The sequence below is a fragment of the Streptosporangium sp. NPDC002524 genome (assembly GCF_040295985.1).
Classification (GTDB): Bacteria; Actinomycetota; Actinomycetes; order Streptosporangiales; family Streptosporangiaceae; genus Streptosporangium.
Map to the genome: position 1 here is coordinate 141,305 of NZ_JBEOWK010000003.1, position 19,318 is coordinate 160,622.

26 protein-coding genes are annotated in these 19,318 nt (G+C 63.0%); 9 read left to right on the top strand and 17 right to left on the bottom strand.

Going from position 1 to position 19,318, the window contains the following annotated elements; translation table 11 throughout:
• Positions 1-8: 8 nt before the first annotated feature.
• The 7 genes from ABT053_RS05525 to ABT053_RS05555 all read left to right on the top strand — a co-directional run bounded on the left by ABT053_RS05525 (position 9) and on the right by ABT053_RS05555 (position 3,582).
• Entirely contained in the window at positions 9-257 is a 249-nt protein-coding gene (locus ABT053_RS05525; RefSeq protein WP_350967665.1) for a hypothetical protein, read from the top strand.
• 148 nt (positions 258-405) lie between these two features.
• Positions 406-1,146, top strand: coding sequence for a peptidoglycan-binding protein (locus ABT053_RS05530; protein WP_350967666.1), 741 nt, complete (start codon positions 406-408; stop codon positions 1,144-1,146).
• Positions 1,146-1,688, top strand: a complete 543-nt coding sequence (locus ABT053_RS05535) for a hypothetical protein (RefSeq protein WP_350967667.1) — start codon at positions 1,146-1,148, stop codon at positions 1,686-1,688. The genes ABT053_RS05530 and ABT053_RS05535 overlap by 1 nt, the downstream gene beginning before the upstream one ends.
• 77 nt (positions 1,689-1,765) lie before the next feature.
• A complete protein-coding gene (locus ABT053_RS05540) occupies positions 1,766-2,113 on the top strand; it encodes a hypothetical protein (protein ID WP_350967668.1) in 348 nt (115 codons plus the stop codon).
• Positions 2,106-2,783, top strand: coding sequence for a hypothetical protein (locus ABT053_RS05545; RefSeq protein ID WP_350967669.1), 678 nt, complete (start codon positions 2,106-2,108; stop codon positions 2,781-2,783). The genes ABT053_RS05540 and ABT053_RS05545 overlap by 8 nt, the downstream gene beginning before the upstream one ends.
• Complete coding sequence (locus ABT053_RS05550; RefSeq protein ID WP_350967670.1) at positions 2,780-3,313, top strand: DUF4082 domain-containing protein; 534 nt, start codon at positions 2,780-2,782, stop codon at positions 3,311-3,313. The genes ABT053_RS05545 and ABT053_RS05550 overlap by 4 nt, the downstream gene beginning before the upstream one ends.
• 11 nt (positions 3,314-3,324) lie before the next feature.
• Entirely contained in the window at positions 3,325-3,582 is a 258-nt protein-coding gene (locus ABT053_RS05555) for a hypothetical protein (RefSeq protein ID WP_350967671.1), read from the top strand.
• A 115-nt stretch (positions 3,583-3,697) separates the two neighbouring features.
• Here ABT053_RS05555 and ABT053_RS05560 read toward each other — a convergent pair whose 3' ends face one another.
• The 10 genes from ABT053_RS05560 to ABT053_RS05605 form a co-directional block, all read right to left on the bottom strand.
• Positions 3,698-4,153, bottom strand: a complete 456-nt coding sequence (locus tag ABT053_RS05560; protein ID WP_350967672.1) for a hypothetical protein — start codon at positions 4,151-4,153, stop codon at positions 3,698-3,700.
• A gap of 146 nt (positions 4,154-4,299) precedes the next feature.
• Complete coding sequence (locus tag ABT053_RS05565) at positions 4,300-4,680, bottom strand: hypothetical protein (protein ID WP_350967673.1); 381 nt, start codon at positions 4,678-4,680, stop codon at positions 4,300-4,302.
• A gap of 60 nt (positions 4,681-4,740) precedes the next feature.
• Positions 4,741-5,589, bottom strand: coding sequence for a helix-turn-helix domain-containing protein (locus ABT053_RS05570; RefSeq protein WP_350967674.1), 849 nt, complete (start codon positions 5,587-5,589; stop codon positions 4,741-4,743).
• A gap of 14 nt (positions 5,590-5,603) precedes the next feature.
• On the bottom strand, positions 5,604-6,107 hold the full coding sequence (locus tag ABT053_RS05575; protein WP_350967675.1) for a DUF6879 family protein: 504 nt from the start codon (positions 6,105-6,107) through the stop codon (positions 5,604-5,606).
• Positions 6,100-6,363, bottom strand: coding sequence for a hypothetical protein (locus ABT053_RS05580; protein ID WP_350967676.1), 264 nt, complete (start codon positions 6,361-6,363; stop codon positions 6,100-6,102). Before ABT053_RS05580 ends, ABT053_RS05575 begins: the two co-directional genes overlap by 8 nt.
• Before the next feature lie 642 nt (positions 6,364-7,005).
• Positions 7,006-8,265, bottom strand: coding sequence for a DUF3987 domain-containing protein (locus ABT053_RS05585; RefSeq protein WP_350967677.1), 1,260 nt, complete (start codon positions 8,263-8,265; stop codon positions 7,006-7,008).
• 312 nt (positions 8,266-8,577) lie between these two features.
• Positions 8,578-8,829, bottom strand: coding sequence for a hypothetical protein (locus tag ABT053_RS05590; RefSeq protein ID WP_350967678.1), 252 nt, complete (start codon positions 8,827-8,829; stop codon positions 8,578-8,580).
• Between the two features lie 43 nt (positions 8,830-8,872).
• Positions 8,873-9,388, bottom strand: coding sequence for an antirestriction protein ArdA (locus tag ABT053_RS05595; protein WP_350967679.1), 516 nt, complete (start codon positions 9,386-9,388; stop codon positions 8,873-8,875).
• Positions 9,389-9,643: 255 nt separating this feature from the next.
• Positions 9,644-10,231, bottom strand: coding sequence for a DUF7178 family protein (locus ABT053_RS05600; RefSeq protein ID WP_350967681.1), 588 nt, complete (start codon positions 10,229-10,231; stop codon positions 9,644-9,646).
• A 51-nt stretch (positions 10,232-10,282) separates the two neighbouring features.
• Positions 10,283-10,543 carry a hypothetical protein gene (locus tag ABT053_RS05605; RefSeq protein WP_350967683.1) on the bottom strand — a complete coding sequence of 87 codons (261 nt, stop codon included), beginning with the start codon at positions 10,541-10,543 and terminating at the stop codon, positions 10,283-10,285.
• 1,437 nt (positions 10,544-11,980) lie between these two features.
• Between ABT053_RS05605 and ABT053_RS05610 the strand changes: the two genes are divergently transcribed.
• Positions 11,981-12,520 (top strand): hypothetical protein, encoded by a 540-nt coding sequence (locus tag ABT053_RS05610; RefSeq protein ID WP_350967684.1) that lies wholly within the window; start codon positions 11,981-11,983, stop codon positions 12,518-12,520.
• A 99-nt stretch (positions 12,521-12,619) separates the two neighbouring features.
• On the opposite strand, the gene ABT053_RS05615 is transcribed toward ABT053_RS05610, so the two are convergent.
• On the bottom strand, positions 12,620-12,988 hold the full coding sequence (locus tag ABT053_RS05615) for a hypothetical protein (protein WP_350967685.1): 369 nt from the start codon (positions 12,986-12,988) through the stop codon (positions 12,620-12,622).
• A 302-nt stretch (positions 12,989-13,290) separates the two neighbouring features.
• Entirely contained in the window at positions 13,291-13,662 is a 372-nt protein-coding gene (locus ABT053_RS05620) for an Lsr2 family DNA-binding protein (protein WP_350967686.1), read from the bottom strand.
• A 343-nt stretch (positions 13,663-14,005) separates the two neighbouring features.
• Here ABT053_RS05620 and ABT053_RS05625 point away from each other — a divergent pair, with 343 nt between their 5' ends.
• Entirely contained in the window at positions 14,006-14,308 is a 303-nt protein-coding gene (locus ABT053_RS05625) for a hypothetical protein (RefSeq protein WP_350967687.1), read from the top strand.
• 575 nt (positions 14,309-14,883) lie between these two features.
• Here ABT053_RS05625 and ABT053_RS05630 read toward each other — a convergent pair.
• The 5 genes from ABT053_RS05630 to ABT053_RS05650 form a co-directional block, all read right to left on the bottom strand.
• Positions 14,884-15,282, bottom strand: a complete 399-nt coding sequence (locus ABT053_RS05630) for a deoxycytidylate deaminase (RefSeq protein ID WP_350967969.1) — start codon at positions 15,280-15,282, stop codon at positions 14,884-14,886.
• 82 nt (positions 15,283-15,364) lie between these two features.
• Positions 15,365-15,823: a hypothetical protein gene (locus tag ABT053_RS05635; RefSeq protein ID WP_350967688.1), complete on the bottom strand. Its 459-nt coding sequence runs from the start codon at positions 15,821-15,823 to the stop codon at positions 15,365-15,367.
• 143 nt (positions 15,824-15,966) lie between these two features.
• A complete protein-coding gene (gene thyX / locus ABT053_RS05640) occupies positions 15,967-16,671 on the bottom strand; it encodes an FAD-dependent thymidylate synthase (protein ID WP_350967689.1) in 705 nt (234 codons plus the stop codon).
• Positions 16,672-16,680: 9 nt separating this feature from the next.
• A complete protein-coding gene (locus tag ABT053_RS05645) occupies positions 16,681-18,495 on the bottom strand; it encodes a DNA polymerase (protein WP_350967690.1) in 1,815 nt (604 codons plus the stop codon).
• Positions 18,496-18,522: 27 nt separating this feature from the next.
• Positions 18,523-19,047, bottom strand: coding sequence for a D29-gp49 family protein (locus ABT053_RS05650; RefSeq protein ID WP_350967691.1), 525 nt, complete (start codon positions 19,045-19,047; stop codon positions 18,523-18,525).
• Positions 19,048-19,318 lie beyond the last annotated feature (271 nt).

Sequence of the window (19,318 nt, forward strand, 5' to 3'; positions counted from 1 at the left end):
CCGAAACCATGGACGACAACACGGATCACAACCTCGGCGGCGTGTTCATCGGCACCCACCAGATCTACGCCCAGCTGCTGGAAATGAAGTACGACCTCAAGGCCGTGATGGTCAAGATCGACCGTGTGGGCGAGACCCAGGGCGATCACGAGTCCCGCATCCGGGGCCTGGAGAAGTGGAAGTACGCCATCTCCGTCTCGGTGGTCGGCTCCCTGAGCGCGCTCGCCATCACGGTCATCAAGGTCATCAACCCCTGATCACGAAGTAAGACACCCCCCCTCGGGGCCCTGCCGGAAACGGCGGGGCCCTTTGTCATTGGAGGACCAATTGACCACCGCTGCGAAGGTCATCGCAGAGGCTCGGGCGGACCTGGGCATGCGTGAGAGCCCCGCAGGGTCTAACCTCGTGCCGATCACCCGCGAGTTCGGGAAGATTCCCGGCTACCCCGGTGGAGGCTACGGCTACCCCTGGTGCGCCGCCGCCACCTCCATCTGGTGCAAGGCGGCCGGGCTCAAGCCCAACACCGACTACCCCCACACCGCTGGCGTCCTGTCTCAGTACGCCTGGGCCAAGGCCAACAAGAGGTGGTTCACCACCCCGGCCGTAGGTGACCTCGTCATCTACACCACCGGTGGCGCGGCTGGCATCTACCACGTCGAGCTGGTGGAGAAGGTCACCGGCTCGACCATCACCACCATCGGCGGCAACACCTCCGGCTCGGCCGCCAACGGCGTTCAGGGCAACGGCGACGGCTGCTACCGCAAGACCCTCAGCCGCTCCAACACCCGCATCTACGGCTACGTGCGGCCCCGCTACGCGGCGGCCCCGGCCGCCCCCAAGCCGCCCGCTCCCCCCAAGCCCACCACTCCCGCGCCGACTGCGCCGAAGCCCACCCCGAACTGGACGGAGACCCTCGTGGAGAACCTGCCGACCCTGACCAAGGGGTGCGAGAAGACCCCGGCGCTCAAGCGCCACATCAAGACCGCGAACAAGCTCCTGGACGCCCGCGGATTCCCGGTCGGCGAGGGCGTTGACGACCAGACCTTCGGTGAGCCCATGGCCATCCAGGTCCGCGCGCTCCAGAAGTTCCGTGGCCTGACCGTGGACGGCGTCATCGGCCGTGACACGTGGGTGGCTCTGCACTGATGGACCCCAACGACCTCCAGGCCCGCCTTCAGGCGCTCGCCGCCCAGCGGGCAAATCCGCCGGCCTCCACCCCGGCGCCGGTTCCGGCACCCGTTCCGCAGCCCTACTACCCGCCCCCGGTCGAGGTGGCGCAGGAGCCCGAGCCCGAGTGGCCCACGTGGGTTCCCCAGGAGCTGCTGAGCGAGGAGATCGAGCCGCCCGTGGCGGCCGACGCCGACCCCTTCTTCGAGCAGTACTTCACCCCGCAGACCGCGATGTACGAACCCTTCGACCAGCTCGACGACCTTCGTGACGACCAAGAGGAAGCAGGACATGTGAAGATCACCCCCTCCGCCAACGCCGCCTACCGCGCCAAGCGAACCGGCATCCAGGGCCTCATCGCCTCCGTACTGATCGCCATCGGTGGTGTCCTGGTCTCCCTCCAGACCAGCGCCGACATCGACTGGAAGCTCGTGGGCCTGTCGGTCGGCCAGGCCGTGCTGACCGCCGCCATCACCTACCTCCACAACGACAACAGCGCCGCCGCTGCCGCCTCCGAGTAATCCCGTAGCAAGAAAGAAGTAAGTGCCGGCCCCCGCTCACACGGGGGCCGTTTCCATCTCCCGAAGGAGAGAGCACCGTGGCGGGGACGTACCGCTTCAACATTGACCAGGGCACGACCGTTCGGCGTCCCCTCCGCTGGATGCGAGACGGCGCCCCCGTGGACCTCACGGGCGCGACCGCCCGCATGGAGATCCGGGCCAAGGCCGGAGGCGCCCTACTCCACCGGCTCGACACTGCCAACGAGGGCATCCTGCTGGGCGGAACATCCGGCACGATCGTGCTCATCATCGCCCCCGAGGTCTCCTCGGCATGGACCGTCTTCAAGGCCGTCTACGACCTCGAAGTGGTCGAAGCCAGCGGCGCGGTAACCCGCCTACTCCAAGGCCCCGTCTCAGTTTCCCCGGAGGTGACTACAGGTGAGTGACGTCGTCGAAGTCTACAACGGCGGCCAGCTGGCCGATGTCGTCGAGGTCGGCTACCTGCCCTTCGGCCAAGGCTCCGGCCTTCCCGGCCCGCCCGGACCCCAGGGCGAGCCCGGCCCCACGGGTGAGGTCGGCCCGCAGGGTCCTGCCGGAGCCACCGGACCTGCTGGCCCCAAGGGTGACCAGGGAATCCAGGGCATCCAGGGAGTGCAGGGCGTCCCAGGGCAGACCGGCCCGCAGGGCGCGAAGGGTGATACGGGAGCTACCGGCTCCACCGGCGCCCAGGGGCCCAAGGGCGACACCGGCACAACGGGCGCGGTAGGCGCCGGAGTGCTGACCTACTCCGCCACCGGTGAGATCTCGGCGGGAGTCGGCTCGTTCCGGCTCTACAACGACACCCTGGCCGCGTGGACGATCCGCAGCGTCCGAGCCACGGTCGGCGTCGCGCCCACCGGTGGACCACTCACGGTGGATGTTCACCTCAACGACGTGACGATCTTCACGACTCAGGCCAACCGGCCATCCATCCCCGCAGGCGCGAACACCTCGGGCAAGGTCACCACCATGAACGTCACCACCATCCCGGTCGGGGGTTACATCACGATCGACGTGGACGTGGTCGGTACGACGACCAAGGGGTCCAACCTCGTCGTGCAGGTGGTGGTCGCATGACCTTCGTCCTGTGGGAGCCCACGGTGCCTCCGGGCGTTGTCACCGACACGGGCGTTGGGGCAGTCGTCACGGGCACGAAGTTCCGCTCGTCGATCCCCGGCTTCGTCACCGGCATCCGCACATACCTCGGCAGCGTGCGGGCCAGCGTCCGCACGGTCACCTTGTGGACGCGAGCCGGGGCGCCTTTGGCCACGGCCACGCTCAGCACCGGCCAACCGGCTGGCTGGGTCTGGGCCAACTTTGCTGAGCCGGTCCCAATCGCCGCCGCGACGACCTACGTGGCCACCCACCACTCCACCACCGGCGTGTTCTCGGTGACCCTGGACTACTTCGCCACCGCCGCAGTCACCAGCGGCCCGCTGACCGCGCTGGCCACTGGCACGGACGGCGGCAACGGGGTCTACATCTACAACGCCGCCCACGTCTTCCCGACCTCGACCTCGCGCGCCGCCAGCTACTGGGTCACCCCGGTCTTCGAGACGAGCGCGAGCGGGACCGTCAACGGCTGGGGACCTGTCCCCCTCAACTGAAGGAGAACCACTTGGCATTCGAAGAGGCCACCCCGCACCACGGCCAGTCCGCGTACACCATCCACATCGCCGATCCCTCGCTCCCCCGCGAGGACTGGCAGACCGACCCCGGAGGCTACGCCCTTCAGGTCATCCCCCTGGGCTCCTCCATGGACTACCAGTGGCCGGACGCCGTCCAGCAGCTCCTGACGACTCTGGCCACCGCCCACCCCGAGTGGACGGTGAGCGGCTACCGGTCCTTCCCCAGCACGCAGGTCATCACCCCGTAACGCACAGCGCCCCCCGGCTTCGGCCGAGGGGCGTTTTTTGCGTTGAAGCCCCCGATAGGGCGCGGTCACTGGGTGTGGACCGTCCGGGGAAGGGATTGCCCTACCGGAGGAGCTTTCAGCCCACCAGGTGCGGCGCGGGCTGGAGGTCGTCGAGGCGCACAAGAAGCTGGGTGGCCAGAGCCCGCCCGAGGCGGTCATCCGACAGGGTCAGCTCGACTCCTTGCGCCAGAGGGAGAGCTATCTCCCCGAGGGGCACATACAGGTTCGCCAGGACGCCGTAGGGAGCGAACTTGCCCACGGTGTAGGTGGCCGCAGCCTTGCGAAGGTGGGGGCACTGCTCGATCGCCTCGGGGATGCAGCCCTGGCAGGTGGGTGGCGCGTTGGTGTATCCCTGGGCCGCCGACTTGCCGTCATCAGAGAGCAGCCACGACCACCGCCCCGAGCCTTGATCAAGTGCCGGCCTAGTGCATATCTGGCAAAGGCCCAGGTCGATGTACTGCCACTGACGGCGGGTGTGGACCTTGGGGAAGAGGGGACGGGCCCGCCTGTTGGTCCGCTGGCGAGCCCGCAAGACCCCATGGCCCCAGTCGCCGGGGCGGGGGCGAGCATGCCGCAGGCGCGGCCCGGTGGGGTGGTTCACGAAGATGACATGCTGCGGCAGGTCTTCGCCTTCATGGGCGACGACGGCCGGGGCGCGAAGCTGTGTCGCCGCAGCGCTCACGCCGCGCTCCCTCGCCGTGAAGCAAGGATCAGGTCCGCCACCTTTTGAGGCTCGCGCACCGTCTCAAGACCGGTGCGGTTGCGGATGGTCACGAAGTAGCAGCCGGAGCGGGGCCCAACGCGCACCGTGGCATCACGCGAGCCCCGCGAGTTGGCCACAACCAACTCAGGCGTACGCCACCGGTATGGGTGGGGGCCTCCGGACCCGAGCAGCTTCAGGCTGATCGTACGGAAGAGACATGAGCGGATCCCTTGAGCACGCAACAACCGCTGCACGACGGCCAACGCCTCGCCGTACTCCTCCGCCGTCTCCTTGGTGACCTCGTCATCTTCGTATACCTCGACGTGTACCTCTGTCACTGTCTGTCCGGATGCCATGACTCAGACAGTAGGAGCGGGCGTTTCCGGGGCTCAACGAACCTGTACGAACTTGTACGCCTATTCGAGCGCGCTGACAGCCGCCGTGATCAGCGCTTTGACTTTGTCCCCATATACGGCGTCTGACGCCAAGTCGTTGAAGCACCTGACGTAGAGGTCGATCTCGCGCGGCTGGGTGATGGTGACGATGGCCGAGACCAGTTCGATGGAGACCGTAGCGTCCCCGTAGATGTGGAATGTCTCGGTCAGCTTCTGCACACGAGGAGCCTCCAGGGGGATGACGCCGAGCGATAGATTCGACTGGCGCATTCCGGTCAGGAGGTAGCGGAGCTGCTCCTGCATCACCTCGGCGTTGAAGGGAAGGCTCCGCAGCACTGACTCTTCAATAACCATGGCGCAGCGGCGGGTGCCGTCTTTGAGGAAACGTCTGCGGGCAACCCGCGCCTTCACGGCCTCTTCAATGTCTGGAACAGGCGCCTGATGGAACTCCGAAAAGCGGGTCATGATGGCCCGCATGTACTCGGGGGTCTGCAAGGGCCAAGGGATGACGTTGGAGGAGTAGAAGCGGTACAGGTGGTTGTCCTCATACAGCGACAGCCCAAGATCCTGCATCCGCTTCTGGCTGCGCTGCACTCTGCGCCACTCCACGTACGCGTTGTCGGCGTTACGGGACGCGGCGATGAGGTTGGGGATCTCATCCTCAGCCCCGCAGATCTGACACCAGGTACGAATGTCCTCGTCCGAGGGCGGGGTCCGGCCGTGGATGAGACGAGAGCACTTGGTCTCGTCCCATCCGGCTTGCCGTGCGAACGCCCGAGCGGTCATACCTGAGTCGCGCAGAATCTCACGTAGCCGGTCGGCGATGGCTTGACGGGCTTGCTGGGCGCTGGAAGACGGCGGGGTGGGCATGCGCGTCGTTGAATCTAGGCGGGGTTGTACTCCGCGTGATCCAAGGCCCGCTCCCATACCGCTTCGAACGCCGAGGAGCACAGCTTGGCCACCGCGGATTCGTCGACCAGGTCATAGCCCACGGGGTCGCCGTCACCACTCTGAAAGACGAAGCACACGAGCCCGTCATCGAGCTGCCAGAAGTCACACCCCGGCAGGGCGAGGCCGGCCGCCTTCGGCCGGGGAAGCCAACGCACCTGCTCCCCTCCGGCCAAGTTGGAATGTGGGGTGGCGGCGTGCTCGAACCTGATGTAGTCGCTGACCGGCTCAGAGATGACCCTGGCGCGACGGAAGGTGACCCCTCGGTCCACATTTGCGCGCACCAGGTTCACCCAAGGCTCGATGGGGTCGAACTCGATGATCTGCTCAATGGAAGCGCCTTCTCGCCACGCCTGGTAGCTAGGTCCTCCATGACCGTAGGTGTCGCGCAACTCCAGGTGCGTCACCGAGTGCTGCGCCTTCCCGAACAGCTCAGCCAAGATCTGGATCATTCCCACCCAACGCCTCCCAAAGAGCCTTCCGCAACTCACGCGGTACGCGGACGGCACGCTCGTGGGGGTCGATGTGACTCTCCCGTTGAATCTCGGCGAGTATGGCCGGATCTTCGAGGAGGGTACCTACTATCACGAGACTTCCGTCGGTGTCGTCCACATGAACCGAGGGACAGCTGTCGCTCTGACTGCCGCCCTTGCCGTAGAACCGTAACGCCATGAGGGTCTCCTGTACTGGAAGCATGCATGGACTTGTACGCCCCCTGAGGCTGAACGCCAGTGCTGAGGTAGTCAAGCGACTTGAGGCAGATCGAAGGGATCGAGATAAGCACAAGGTCCGACTCGCCGCATACCCTCCGATATGCCGAGGCCCCTTCCCATATGAGAAGGGGCCTCATCTAATCCTGGAGAGGACGCTCTAGGCGGAAGGTGGCGGTATAGTGCCCACCTCCCCGCTGGTCTCGCTGTCCGACTCCGACGCACTCATATCAGTGCGGTAGGTCAGTTTGAGCTCACCAACGAGCCGACTCTTCCACTCGATTGATGCCACACGATGAACACGCCCTCCTCTAATCAATCCTAGGAGGCCCAGGAACGTGATCGCGAGACATAGACCAGCGGCAAGCGCCCAGCCCAAGGGGCTACTGACCGCTTGAGCGATCGTAGCCCCCATAGCTCGCTAGACCCGACCCTTGAAGCTAGTGGATCGCGTCATCATCCCTCCCTTTTTTCAGATCGGTAAGTAAACACGCTCATGACAACGGGCACTGCCTGGGACAGGCTTGGTCATGTCCTCCACTCGGGCTAGATGTAAGACCCCACCCGATATGACGTGCTCTCTGAGCCTACCTAGTCACCATCCGCTTTGTCCGTCCTTCAATAGGAGTTAGGCCGCCACGAACAGAGCGTCTTGGCCCTGCTCGATAACCACCGCGGACTTCTCCTTATCCCAGGTGAACAGGGTTGCCGGTCGGCCGCCCTCGGACCGCAGCCTGGAGGTGACCACGAACTCGCATCCGTCAGTGATGGCCCGGATCTCAGCGGCCCGGACCCGCTGGAACTTGCGGGCAACCTCAGTACTGGTCACACCCTCCGACCCGGCCTCCTGGATGAAGGCCAGGATGCGCGCCGGGATGTCGTTGCCGGACGCCGACGTCTCAGGCAGCGTGTACGTGACCGTCTCGACCATGTAGGTGACGAGCGCCAGCGCCGCGTCGAAGTCCGCAACCGAAATCTCTGTGCGCTTGTCGGCCAGGGCGTACAGCCCGGCCAGACGGATCATGTAGGCCATGGCCCGCTCGGTGTACTGCCCGAGGGCCTCGTTGCCGCTCGTCATCGCGTCGCAGATCTCGCGGTGCTTGGACTCAAACACCTTGGCCACGTCCTCCGGAACGCTCAGGTCCGTGACCTCTTGGGCGAAGTTGACCATGCTGCGGAACCGGTTACCCAGACGCTCGATGGCCTTGTCTGGGTTCGCCGAGGAGAACACCGGGAGCTTCTTGCTCTGGATCACCCAGACAGGGAAGAACCGGTTGTAGGTGCCGCCCGTCGCATCCCGGCTGCCCGAGATCGCACCCCAGTTCATCGGCTGCACATGCCCGACGATCGCCACATGCGGCTTGTGGATCTGGAGATCAACCTGGCTGGTGCGGTGACCGATGGTCGAGCCGTCCCACGCCTTGCGGAGGTACCCGCCGATCTTGGTGTCTCGCCGGGCGTTGGCAATGAACTCATCCATCTCTTCCGAGATGAACAACATGGGGGCCGACACGCCCCGGATCGCACGCTCCACCAGCTCGTTGGCGAAACCCAGCCCCGTGGCCGGGAGGTTGTACGAGACGTTGTTCGCACTGAAGACGCCGAGACCGGCCGCGACGACCCTCATCGCGATTCCGGTAGCCGTACCCTTGCGGCCCACACCCGTAGGCCCGACCATCACCGGCCAGAAACTCAAGGGCATTGACCCCTTGCCGGTGCCAACGCCGGGCTGATTGCCCACCGCAGCGCTGAATGCCGCTATCAAAGTGACCAACACGCCCACTTTGGAACCCTCGGTGTACTTGTCGATCTCTTCGACCATCCCGCCGATGGGACCGTGGAACATGTCCTCGCCAGCGACCGGCATCTCATTCGTCAATGTGTTCATGGCATTCTCCTTTACCAAGTAAGTTGAGTTCTTAGAGGCTCGGTAAGGGGCGCCCATTCGGGCGCCCCAGGCCCAACCGCTATACGCTCCGATGGTCGTTCCAGTGGTATCCGCAGTTCTTGTCTGGCAGCCCCTCGAAGATCTCTTCGACCTCCAGATCAGCCCGGTCACACTGGGCATTCACCGAGTGAATGTTCTTCGCCCGCCATACCGCATCCAGCTCATTCAGAGCGGATACAGCCCAGGTGTATGGCTTCTCTCCGTCCTCGCGCTCTCGACCCGAGACGGTCACGGTGTAGGTAGTGAGAGCCATCAGGCAGCCATCTCTTCCTCGTCGTGCTCCGCACCGATGATGAAGACATCAAGGTCGAGGCCCGAGCGATGTGCGTGGATCTCCTCATAGGCGCTTACCACCGCGCTGCGAATCACGCGCTCCCACTCATATCCGGGCAGTACCCGAAGCTGATCGGTGATGATGTCGGACACCATTTCGGAGAGGTCCGTGCCACTCACCTTGATGTAGTCCTTCTGGACGTTCCGTGCACGGGTGATTGCATCGTTCATTTCAGTTCTCCAACCGTGGGGATTGAGGTGATCAGGGCGCTTATCAGATGGAGCGGAAGACATTGCCGGTGGCGGAGATCCAGTGGTCGGATTCCCAGGTAGCGGTGTCGACTTCGACGCGGAAGCCGGGCGGCACATTGGCCAGATCCGGGTAGCAGTCCTCGGCGAATGACCAGGCGTATTCCTCAATCGAGTTGAAGCGCCCGCAGTAGGCGTCCCGCCAGCTGCGTACGCACTCATCCAAGCTCTCAACCCCGCCGATGTAGGCGAGGTATTCAGCGAATGCGTCACGCTCGTCTTCGAGAATCTCAAGAAGCGCTGAATGCGCTTCCCAGATCGAACCGAGGTCGGAGTACTCGGAGAACGTGATTCCGAAATCGCACTCGGAGGCGCTGACCAGGAGTTCCTCGGCCCCCTTGGTGACCGCCTTCACCTTGGCCTCGAAATCGTCAAGGTCCTTGCACTGGTCAAGGTCAACCCAGTCACCGACCAGCTGGCCGTTGGTGTATGCGGCAAGGTTCCAGAAGTGGACAGTGATGGTGGATTCATGAGCACGCATCTCTGATTCCCTTTCGTATATGTGAGCGAATTGCTCGGTAAGGTGGCCCGAGGGCCACCAGGCCCAACATTCCGTTCATGCACATTTGTGACCGAATACGTTGCTCACCATGCATTCGAGGTAATCGCCGTCATCGAGGCCGTGCAGAAGTCGCCCGCATTTAGGGCACTCGAATATGCCGCCGAATGTGTCGCTGTATACGACGTCCTTGATTCGATTGAGCACGATGCTCAGTGCTTCGCTCTTACTCATCGCTCACGCACCCTTGTTCTGCTCGGTCCAGACAACCCATGTCACGGCCTGGACGACTTGCGGCAGTTCCCCGAGGCGCTGCGCGGCCTCCCGGTAGACATGTGCCATAAGGGCATAGCGCCCTCTCGCACCCAATCCACGTGAACGCTGCCCATACCTTTCACCCACGGCAATGTCGTGAGCATGGCGATCAATGCAGATCGCGTCAGGGTCGGTGGGGTCGAGAATGCACCGGTAGAAATGGCCAGTCTTAATATCCATCGGGAGCACTTGCTCTGGTTGCTCACCTGACATAATCCTTTCTGCCTTACGAATGGCGTCGGAGAAATGTCCCGAAGCCTTTCCGGCACCGAATGCGCGATTAGCGAGCACGATGTTTTCGCCCCATCGCTTGTTAGCGGAGAGTGCGGCAATAACGCCCGCACCCTTGACCACGTGACCGTCAGACATCATTTCCGCAAGCTGATTTGCGGTCGGATACCAGTTCCTGCCACGCGCCAACTGGTCGCATGTGGCTGAATCCCAAACCCGGATGATGTTGTTCACATAAAGCTCGCGGGTCTCGGCATTTGCCTGAATTGCAATTGTCACAGCGCCACTCTCCTAGTTACCAGACTCTTGTTTGTGGGCATGGAAAGGCCATTAGGCCGCGTCGAACCCCAGGTAGTAGTTGTCCTGGTCTGCGTACCACTGCTCGATCTGAGCGAATGCCGACCACACATCGTGGGCCGTACCGATGAACCGCACACGCTCGCCAAGGACGATGTATGCCTCGTGAGTTTCCCAGACAGTGGACCCGACCTGCTCTTCCCGACGCATTGTCACGCCCTTTGTCTCGCCATTCCCGTCTTTCATGGCCAATCCATCGCGGTGAGGATATGCGCCATAGCTGAAATCGAGCATTGAACCTCCAGTTGTGATCTGAGAACCGCATTCCAAGATGCGATTCCTAGACCACCGCCGAAGCGGTGATGTACTTCTACGCCTGTGCATAACGTCCCGACAGGCAGCCCGTATGAAGATCAATCGCACCCACCATTCGCATTGGAGAGGCGTTTGATCCGTCCGCTATTCAGTTCACAAGAAGGGCTTGAGGGCCTGCCCGCTTGGGGCTCACCAGCGCCTCCCGCAGGAGGCTTGAAGGGATGAGGCGATGATCCGCCTGCCAGCTCCCGGAGGTGCTGGACTTGGTACCACTTTACCACACTCTTGTTTGTGGCCGATTGGCTGTTCGGGTGATGATCACTCCCCCACGCTCTGGCAGGTTCTTCGTGATCCCCGGTGGCCGTTCGCCACGCCCCTCACCTGCGCAGCCTCCCCGCTGTACTGGGTTGGCCCCCGGTAGGGGCGCCTCCCCCGTGCTCCCCCCGGTGGTGCCGGGCGGTGCTCGGTGGTGACAGGACAGACATTACGGCACCGAGTTACCAATCTCAAGACGAGGTTGCTTAGTTCCCACACTCATGTTGCCCCTGACCTGGCGATACTCCCCCCAAAGAATCATGGTGAGCCCACTCAGGGGCTCGCCTTCGCCCCTTCCCCCCCGGTGCTCCCTCCCCCGTGCGCACACAGACAGCACCATGCACACACAGGACACAGCGCACGTTGCGCGCGTGCCACCAGGCACACACACAGCTGAGCACTAGGGGCTCAGCACGCGCGCTCTCACTAGGGCAGGCAGGCAGAGAGTGAGTGATGAGTGAGTAAGGCAGTGAGCTAGTGAGACAGAGGCAGTGAGGCATAAGGCACTGAGTAGAAAGAAGTAAAGAAGTCTGTGATCAACGCTCTTACTTCTCTCTCACCGTGCCGGGGCACGGATGGATCAAGGAAGGAGAGCGATCAAGGGGGTGGGGGGATACCTAAGATCATGATGCACGCGAGCCCGGAGGGTCTGCCTCTTCCGAACAAGTACAAGTCTGGGATCGCTCTATGTGCCATTCTCGGGGCTAAAAACGGCAGATTGGCACAGGAGGGTCAAAACGACAAAATCCCCGCTCAGAGGACCCTTCTGGGGCCGTGAGCGGGGTGTTTGAGGGACCGCGGTGAGGGGTCAGCCGGCGACCTGAAAACTGCCTTGAGAGATCTGTCTGGAAGGTGATGGTTTGGGTGGCTGGAGGCGCTTCATCTCGGAATACTGGAGCCGTGATCACCCGTAGACCGCCGCAGCAACCCCCACCACGAGGTACCAATCCTCGCCCTCCGACCCGAACCACCAGACGTTTCACGTTCCCCGCACGGCCGCGCCGGAGAAAGCGGCTCCGCATTGACTGGAGCGTCCAATCGGTCGCGGCCCTCGCCACCGTCATTGCTGGCCTCATGTCCATCCCTGCGATCGTCATCTCCATGAACGCACTGGAGGTCAGCCGACAGCAGCAAGACGACGCCCGAAAGCAAAGAATCGAGGATAAGAAGGAGGCAGACATCAAGGAGAGATCCGCCTTCGTCAAAAATATAACCGTCCGATTTGACAATTCACCCTCAGGGAAAGGGAGATTTTGGAGTCTCCGGAACGCTAATTCGCTTCCCGTGTCTTTATACCTCAAGATCCAACAGGACCACAAGCTCCAAAACATCGTTTTAGATTTACAGACGTCCGATCAAGGCGATACACCCAGAAAGGCCAAAGAATTTAGGACCATCTATCATGTAATTCTCGAACCTTGCACTCAAGGTGTGGTACGTTATGCCGATTCCATCCCCCCCAGCGACGCCTACAGTTGGGAGATGCTCGCCTCATTCGAAGAGGCCGACGGAGGGCATTGGCCGATAGCCCAATTCAAAAAGAACGGACCCCAAGATCTGTTTAAATGGGCAGGAAAAATACCCTTTGTGATCAACCAATTAAAACTGACAAAAGTTAAGAAGATCACTCCCTGCGGCTGATCTTCCTAGACCTCTAGCCCCGAGGGCGGCTCAACCGGGATGGTGTGTCAGGCCGTATCCACGGCCTGCCTGGTCAGATACCCACTACTTGAGGGACCTCTACCTGACACTCCCCGAAGGCGGGCTGTCTGCTGCCCAGATCTTGCTGTAGATGGACTTCCCGTCCCGGTAGACGGCCACGATGGGGGCCTCCACCATCTCCTCGAAGCAGCAGATGTCGGCCATACGTGGCCAGGGCATGCCCAAGGTGGTCTCGACCTGGTACATCCACCCTCCCCCGTAGCGCTGCCGCGTGACGTTCAGGCCGCGTGCCTGGTAGAGGGCCTCCGGCTCAGCGGTGGGCTGGCTGTAGGCGTACTCGGGGAGGGAGATCGCCTCTTCGAAGGCGAGATCGTAGGCAAGCGACTCCTCGTTCGGCACCCAGACGCTGAGGTAGTTGCGGTCCTCTTCCGTGTAACTGAAAAGCATTCTGCCTTGCAGAAACGGCATAAGGTTATTGGCCATTTCCGGGTGAATACGTGTCCCCTTTGGGACGACGTACTCGTATACGTATCCGTCGGCGTACCGCTGCCGGACGATATGAACCCCTGTAGGTGAGTGCGTCAGCACTTCGGGGTCATCCAGGGGGTGGAGCGCATCTGCGGGGCCGTGGTGGGGGGCGGCCTGTGATGCCAGTGAAAGAGGAGTGCCTGACATGTTGAAATTTGTACCACTTGACCTAGGGCTTTACGGTCTCGTGGCGGTTACGGCCAGTAAAGAGGGAGTCAAGTTTAGGTAGATCCAAGGAGATCCGGGCTTCCGGCCTGCTTCCAGGCCCGCTCAACGTGGAAGCCGACTCGCCCACTGCCGCTGACTTCCATGTTGTTGGCCTGAGCCCAGGCCCTCGCCTTGGCGTTGTCGGTGTGCTGGCCCTTGGGGAGCTTCTTGCGGGGGGTTCGGCCGTTGGAGGTGCCGGCCGGTGTGGTGGTGCGGACGGTGGAGCCCTTGTCGATGGTCTCCCACGCCTTGAGGAACGGCTTCTGGTGGGTGTCGCACAGGTCGTTCTCCTTGGCCTTGCCGTCCAGGCCCGTCCACTCGTTGTGGTGGGTGGCTTCGGCGTCGCCTTCGTGCCAGTCGCAGATCACTACCAGTTTGGTAGCCACGTTCACCCCCTAGAAAGAAGTAAGAAGCCCGGTTGTTCAACCGGAGGGAGATCCTAGCAACCCTCACGCTGCGCTGTCGTTGGGGGCCTGTCCGCTGCGGTGAGCGTTCGGTTGCACTTCGGGCTGTGGAGTCGGTCACAGCGGGTTGATCTCCATAGGCTGGGTAAGCACGTTCCCAGAGGGCCTTTCGAGGCCCTTTTCGAAGTTGCTGGAGATCGTCCTTTGTGGTTTCTTTGCGCCTTTTGGGCATTGTGGAGGCTTTGGGTAGTTTGTGCACGAAATATGGTCTGACGGACCGGTGTTGTAGCCACCACATCATCCGACGTCTAGCGAGGAATACAGGATGTGCGATATCGCACCGAGCCCGGTGAGTGATGAGGCTCAGAGAGAGCTTCGTATTTACGCCAAGCTGCTGAACGACATACGCGGCTCTGAGAGCGTTATGACCGCCCTGGGAGGGCGGGCAATAGCGGCCGGGGTGTATCGGGAGATGGCGAACAAGGTCAACCTGTCCTTGTACTTCCTGTATCAGATCTACGACTGGCTCCTGATCCACCAGGCCGAGCTGGTGGAGGACATCCTGGAGCCGTTCCACTGCCCGCACTGCGAGACCCGGATTAACCCACCGATAGTGGCAGAAACATAGAAAAAGAGCCCCCGACCCGAAGGCCGGGGGCTAGTTCATCTCAGGTATGTGACTAGTCATCTCCGGTAGTTATCTACAGAACGCGATCCTGCTCTCCCGGAGCGACAGCAGCCCTTGTAGTCTCGCCTGAACGAGAGGGATCGTCCCTCTCGGGGTGATCTAGGAGGTTGGTCAGCCTATGGGAGCATCTAGGTCGAGTCGGGAGACCGGGAACTAGGAGACCTGGTGGCCACTGTCGGGAGCATGCTCCTGGCGGCTGGCAGTGGCGGTGTCGTTCTCTTCGTGCTGCATCGCATACTCGCCATCTTGGGGGCCTGCTTGCTGTTAAAGCAGGCCGGCGAGATTGGAGATGCAGACATAGATATCGAAATCAGTCCCACGGGAATCAAAGTTCGTCGGAGCATGAATAGCGTTGAAGTGGAAGTATCGCAGGGCGATTAAGCGTGCAACTTAATTTTCCTGTTAAGAAGCATGTGGTAACGAAGCCACAGAAGCCCGCCAAGCTGACCTAAGCAAGACTGGGGGGCTTCATTGAATGGAGAGCCCTCCTGTTGCATGCAGGTGGGCTCTCACTTTTACAAGCTCTGCGGAGTCACTACGCGCGCCACCCCGGCACCGCGGATTAGCTTCATGCAGGACGAGCAGGGCTCGTCGGTGACGTAGAGGGTGGCTCCCATCCGGTCGTCTCTGTCGGCATCCAGGAGTGCGTTGGCTTCGGCGTGGACAGACCTGCAATCGCTGTAGCCAGGGCAGACATCGTCCCCGCGCAGAGCCTTGCCGACTCGCTCACACGGCACAGAGAGGCAGCCAGGGGCACCAGGCGGGACACCGTTGTACCCGGTGCCGGCTGTTCGGTGGTCGGGGCGCACAAGGACCGCGCCAACCCGGCGGCGAGAGCAGTCCCCACGGAGGGATGCTGCTCGGGCCATACCGAGGAAGTACTCATCCCAGGATGGCCTTTCGTGCGGGCTCAGAGGAAAATCACCAGGCCCATGAGGACGACGCCGAGGATGACGCAGGCCACGGAGATGAACAGGAAGATGGCGTCCTCGATCTTCACAGGAGGCTCTCCAGCTCGCGCAGGCGCGCGGATACGACGGCCATCGCCGTGTAGTCGTTGGCCTCGGTGAGGCGCGTTAGGAGCTTCCTGGCCTTGACGACGCGGTTCTCGATGCGAGTCTTCAGGCCGTTGTCGGCCGCCCTGGCCTGGGCCAGTGAGGCTCGCAGGGTGTCGTTCGTCTTGCGGAGCTGGCTGATCTCGTCATCGAGCTTGATGAGGCGGTAGGCGGCGTCGAGGGTGGCGTTGCCGTCGCGCAGGCGGGTGTGCTGGGGGTAGTCGGCCATGAGCTTCTCCAGGTTGATGACGGTGAGCTTGGTGAATGGGATGTCGGCGTTCAACAGCTGGCGTCCGTACGCCTGGTACTCGACCGTGGGGTTGATGAAGGGGAGGAAGTCGAGGTCGCGGACGTCGAGTTCGAGAGCCCCGTTGGGTCGCTGGACAACGTGGAGGCCCATCAGATGAAGGTCCGCACGAAGAAGGCGATGGCGGCGATGAGCGCGGAGGTGATGAGGAGGGCGAATAGGACGCCGTAGACGGCGGCGACGATCCGGTTGAACTGGTTCATGGGGTTACCTCTCGGGGAGCTACCAGACTCTTGTTAAGCGGCACGACGAATGACGTCGTTGCCGATGAGGCCCTCGAAGTCCTGGAAGGACCCTGGGGCGATGTCCTTGAGGCGGGTCAGGATCTCGTTCGCCAGCTCCTGGATCTCCGCGTCGGCGGCCTCGTGCAGCCGCTTGCTCAACACCTCTCTCCACGCGCGCAGGTTGCCGGTGACGACCATGGAGACCGGCTGGGAGTTGAGGAGGAACGCTCGGGCGGCCTCCCTGGCCTTCTTGCGGGGCACGCCCTTGCGGGCGAGGTCGTTGCGGACGGCGACGTACCAGTCCTCGGCGATGACCGAGAAGTTCGCGAGGTAGGTCTCGTAGGGGGTGCCGCGCAGGGCGGGCGGGGTGACTGGCTGTCGGCAGGTCTCATCCACGTAGCGCTGGGACTGCACGGAGAAGGACAGGTGGCGGTGGCGGGTCAGCTCCGCCAGGAGGGTTCGGCTGACGCCTTGGATGAGGAACGTTGCCGAGGAGTGCTCCAGTACCGAGAAGTGCTGGTGGTTGATGATGTTGGCGAGGTAGCCACGGTTGTGGGCGGTAGCCGGGTTTCGCCTCTCCCAAGCTTCGTAGCACTGTCGGCCCGCGGCCTCGGCCAGGGCGTCCGCCCCGGTGGCTGCGACCTCGCTCACGAAGCCGGTCTCGTCCTCGAAGACGCCGGAGCGGAACTCGGTAGATGCGATGAGGGTTACGTTCAAGGTGATCTCCTAGTAGTCGGCGCCGTAGTCGGGCAGTGAGCCCCAGCTGCGCTTGCCGAGTGCCACGTCGGTGGTGAAGTCGATGCCTCGGATCTGTGTGCGGAGGCACTCGCCGATCGACAGGGCCAGCTCCTTGGCCTGCTTGCGCGGCAGGCTGGCTACGACCTCGTCATGTACCGGCAGGCGCAAGTAAGAAGTAAGTCCGGCCCGGTCGCACTTGATCAGCCCTCGGGCCGTCACGTCGCGGGACGCGGACTGGATGGCGTAGTTGATCGCCGAGTAGGCGCGGTCGGAGTCCACATACAGGCGGCGGCCTGTGATCGTGGTGATGTAGCCCGCCTTGCCTGCTTCGCGGGTCATCTCCTTGGCGAGCTTGGCGACGCCGGGGTACGCCTTGTTGAATCCGGCGATGGTCTGCTTGGCGACTGCGGGGGTGACCTTGCCCTGCTCCACGAGGGCCTTCCAGCCCCCGCCGAAACACACCAGGAAGTTGGCCATCTTGCCGATCTTTCGGCTCACGCCTGCGGCGTCGGCGGTGATCTGATGCAGGTCCTCGTTGTTGGCGAAGGCCCGATGCATGCGCTCGTCACCGCTGAGCGCGGCGGCCATGCGCAGCTCTTGGCCCTGGTAGTCGATCGACCCGGAGACCTCTTCCTCGTCGGCGAGGAAGCAGCGGCGGATCATCCAGTCCGAGGACGGGAGGGTCTGGGCTGGGATGCCGGTGATGGACATGCGGCCTGTGCGGGCCTGGAGCGTGTTGATGTTGGCGTGGCAGCGGCCGTCCTCGTCCGCGTTGTCCAAGAAGGACTCCGGCCAGGTGCCCGCCCACTTGCCGGCCTTCTTGTACTCCTTGATCGCCCGAGCGAAGTACATGCCGCCTTCGGCCAGGTGCTCCAGAAGGTCGTCATCGACCTTGGCCTTGCCGGTGGGGGTCTGGAGGAACTCCGTGTGCCCCATGTAGACGAGCGCTTCGAAGACCTGGTCGGTCGAGCCGGGGTTGAACTCCTCGACGTCGATGAAGCCGAGCTTCTCGACCTCGCGCTCGATCTCCATCAGCCAGTACTCCTCCTCTTGTCGGAGGCGGGTAGCCAGCTCGGTGGTGTAGGTCCGGTCCAGCAGGTAGCCGCGCTTGGAGATGTCGGAGCAGATGCGGGCGATCTCGTGCTCGTAGCCGATGAGGTGGTGGGCGCTGCTGGGCACCTTCGGGGTGAGCGTCTTGGCCAGGACCCATGCCAGAACGGGGTCCATGAGCGCGTACAGCTGGTAGATCTCGTCGTCGAGCGAGACCGACTCGAAGTACTGCTTCTTGGTGACCTTGAGGTCCTTGCACTGCTGGCCGACGCTGCCCTTGATGTCCTTGGCGGCCACCGGGTCGACGTAGACCTCGATCAGCTCCTCCAAGGTGTGCCCGGGGCCGCCTTCCTTGCGGGCGCGGGAGTCGACCAGGCGGCTGATGATCCCGGTGTCGATGGTCTTGGGGAACAGCTCCCCGAGGGGAACCCCCAGGTGGCGATCAGCCACCTGGAGGTCGAAGCTCGCGTTGTGGATGTAGAGCCGCTTCGCGTGTCGAAGCGTGGTTGCGGCGTACCACTGGATTCGGGGGTGCCGCTCAACGGGGAGGAACCAGGTCTGGTCCCCCGCGCTGAACTGGGCGGTGCGAATCCGGAAGCCTGGCTTGTAGACGGCCAGGCTCGTGGTCTCCGAGTCGTAGCCGAACTCGGTGTGCCGTTTGGCGAAGTCGGCGAAGGCCGGGAGATCGGCCTCCGACTCGACGACGTGGCCATGGACAGTGCGGCCCGCGAGCCGCATCTCGTGGGTTCGCACTACCAGACTCCTATATGTGGGCGTGGGTCAGTTCCGGACGAAGATGGCCTTGCACTGGTCCGGGTCGCCCTTCTGGAGCGGGCAGAAGTATCCGGCCCAGGGGCCCTTGGTGCCGTTGCCGGTGCGGTAGGTCATCTCGCCGTGGGCGCAGCTCTTGCCCTGCTGGCCGGGCGGGGTGGAGGTGGCCGGGCGGGATGCCGCCGTCCCGCCGCTGGCGGCCGGGCGGGCGGCGGTGCCGGAGTCGAGCGCCTTGGCGAACTTGGCCACCTTGGCGGTCAGTTCCAGCAGGGCCTTGGCCTCGTTGAGGGTGGCTTCGGCCTCCTGCACGGAGTTGCTGTGAAAGACGGTCCAGGGGGCGTCGAAGCCCGCGCCGTACTTGATGGTGGTGGTGACCTTGGCCTCAGAGTTGTTGTTGACGGTGATGGTGCTCTCCTTGCTCGGTGCGGTGGTGGGGAGGGTGTTGGTGGGCTGTGCGGCGGTCTGGGCCTCGTCGGCAGGCGGGGCGGTGGCGGGTGCTGTGGTGGCCCAGGGGTCGGTGTCGAAAGCGCTCATGTTGCTACCAATCTCGTGTTTGAAGGCATATTTCAAGCGTCGATCAAGGACCGGCGTTAGCCTGAATTCATGGAAGTCTTAGGCGTGGTCGTTGCCTTGGTGGGCGTAGTTTTCGCCGCCATGCAGGCCCATTACGCACGCAAGCAGAGCAAGCTTGATGAGCTGGGCAGTAAGGACTCGCCGTCCTCGCGAACGCCACGCATGGAGCCACGCATGGAGCCACGCATGGAGTTGGCGTTCCGGTCGAGATTTACCTCCCGCGTCTACCGCT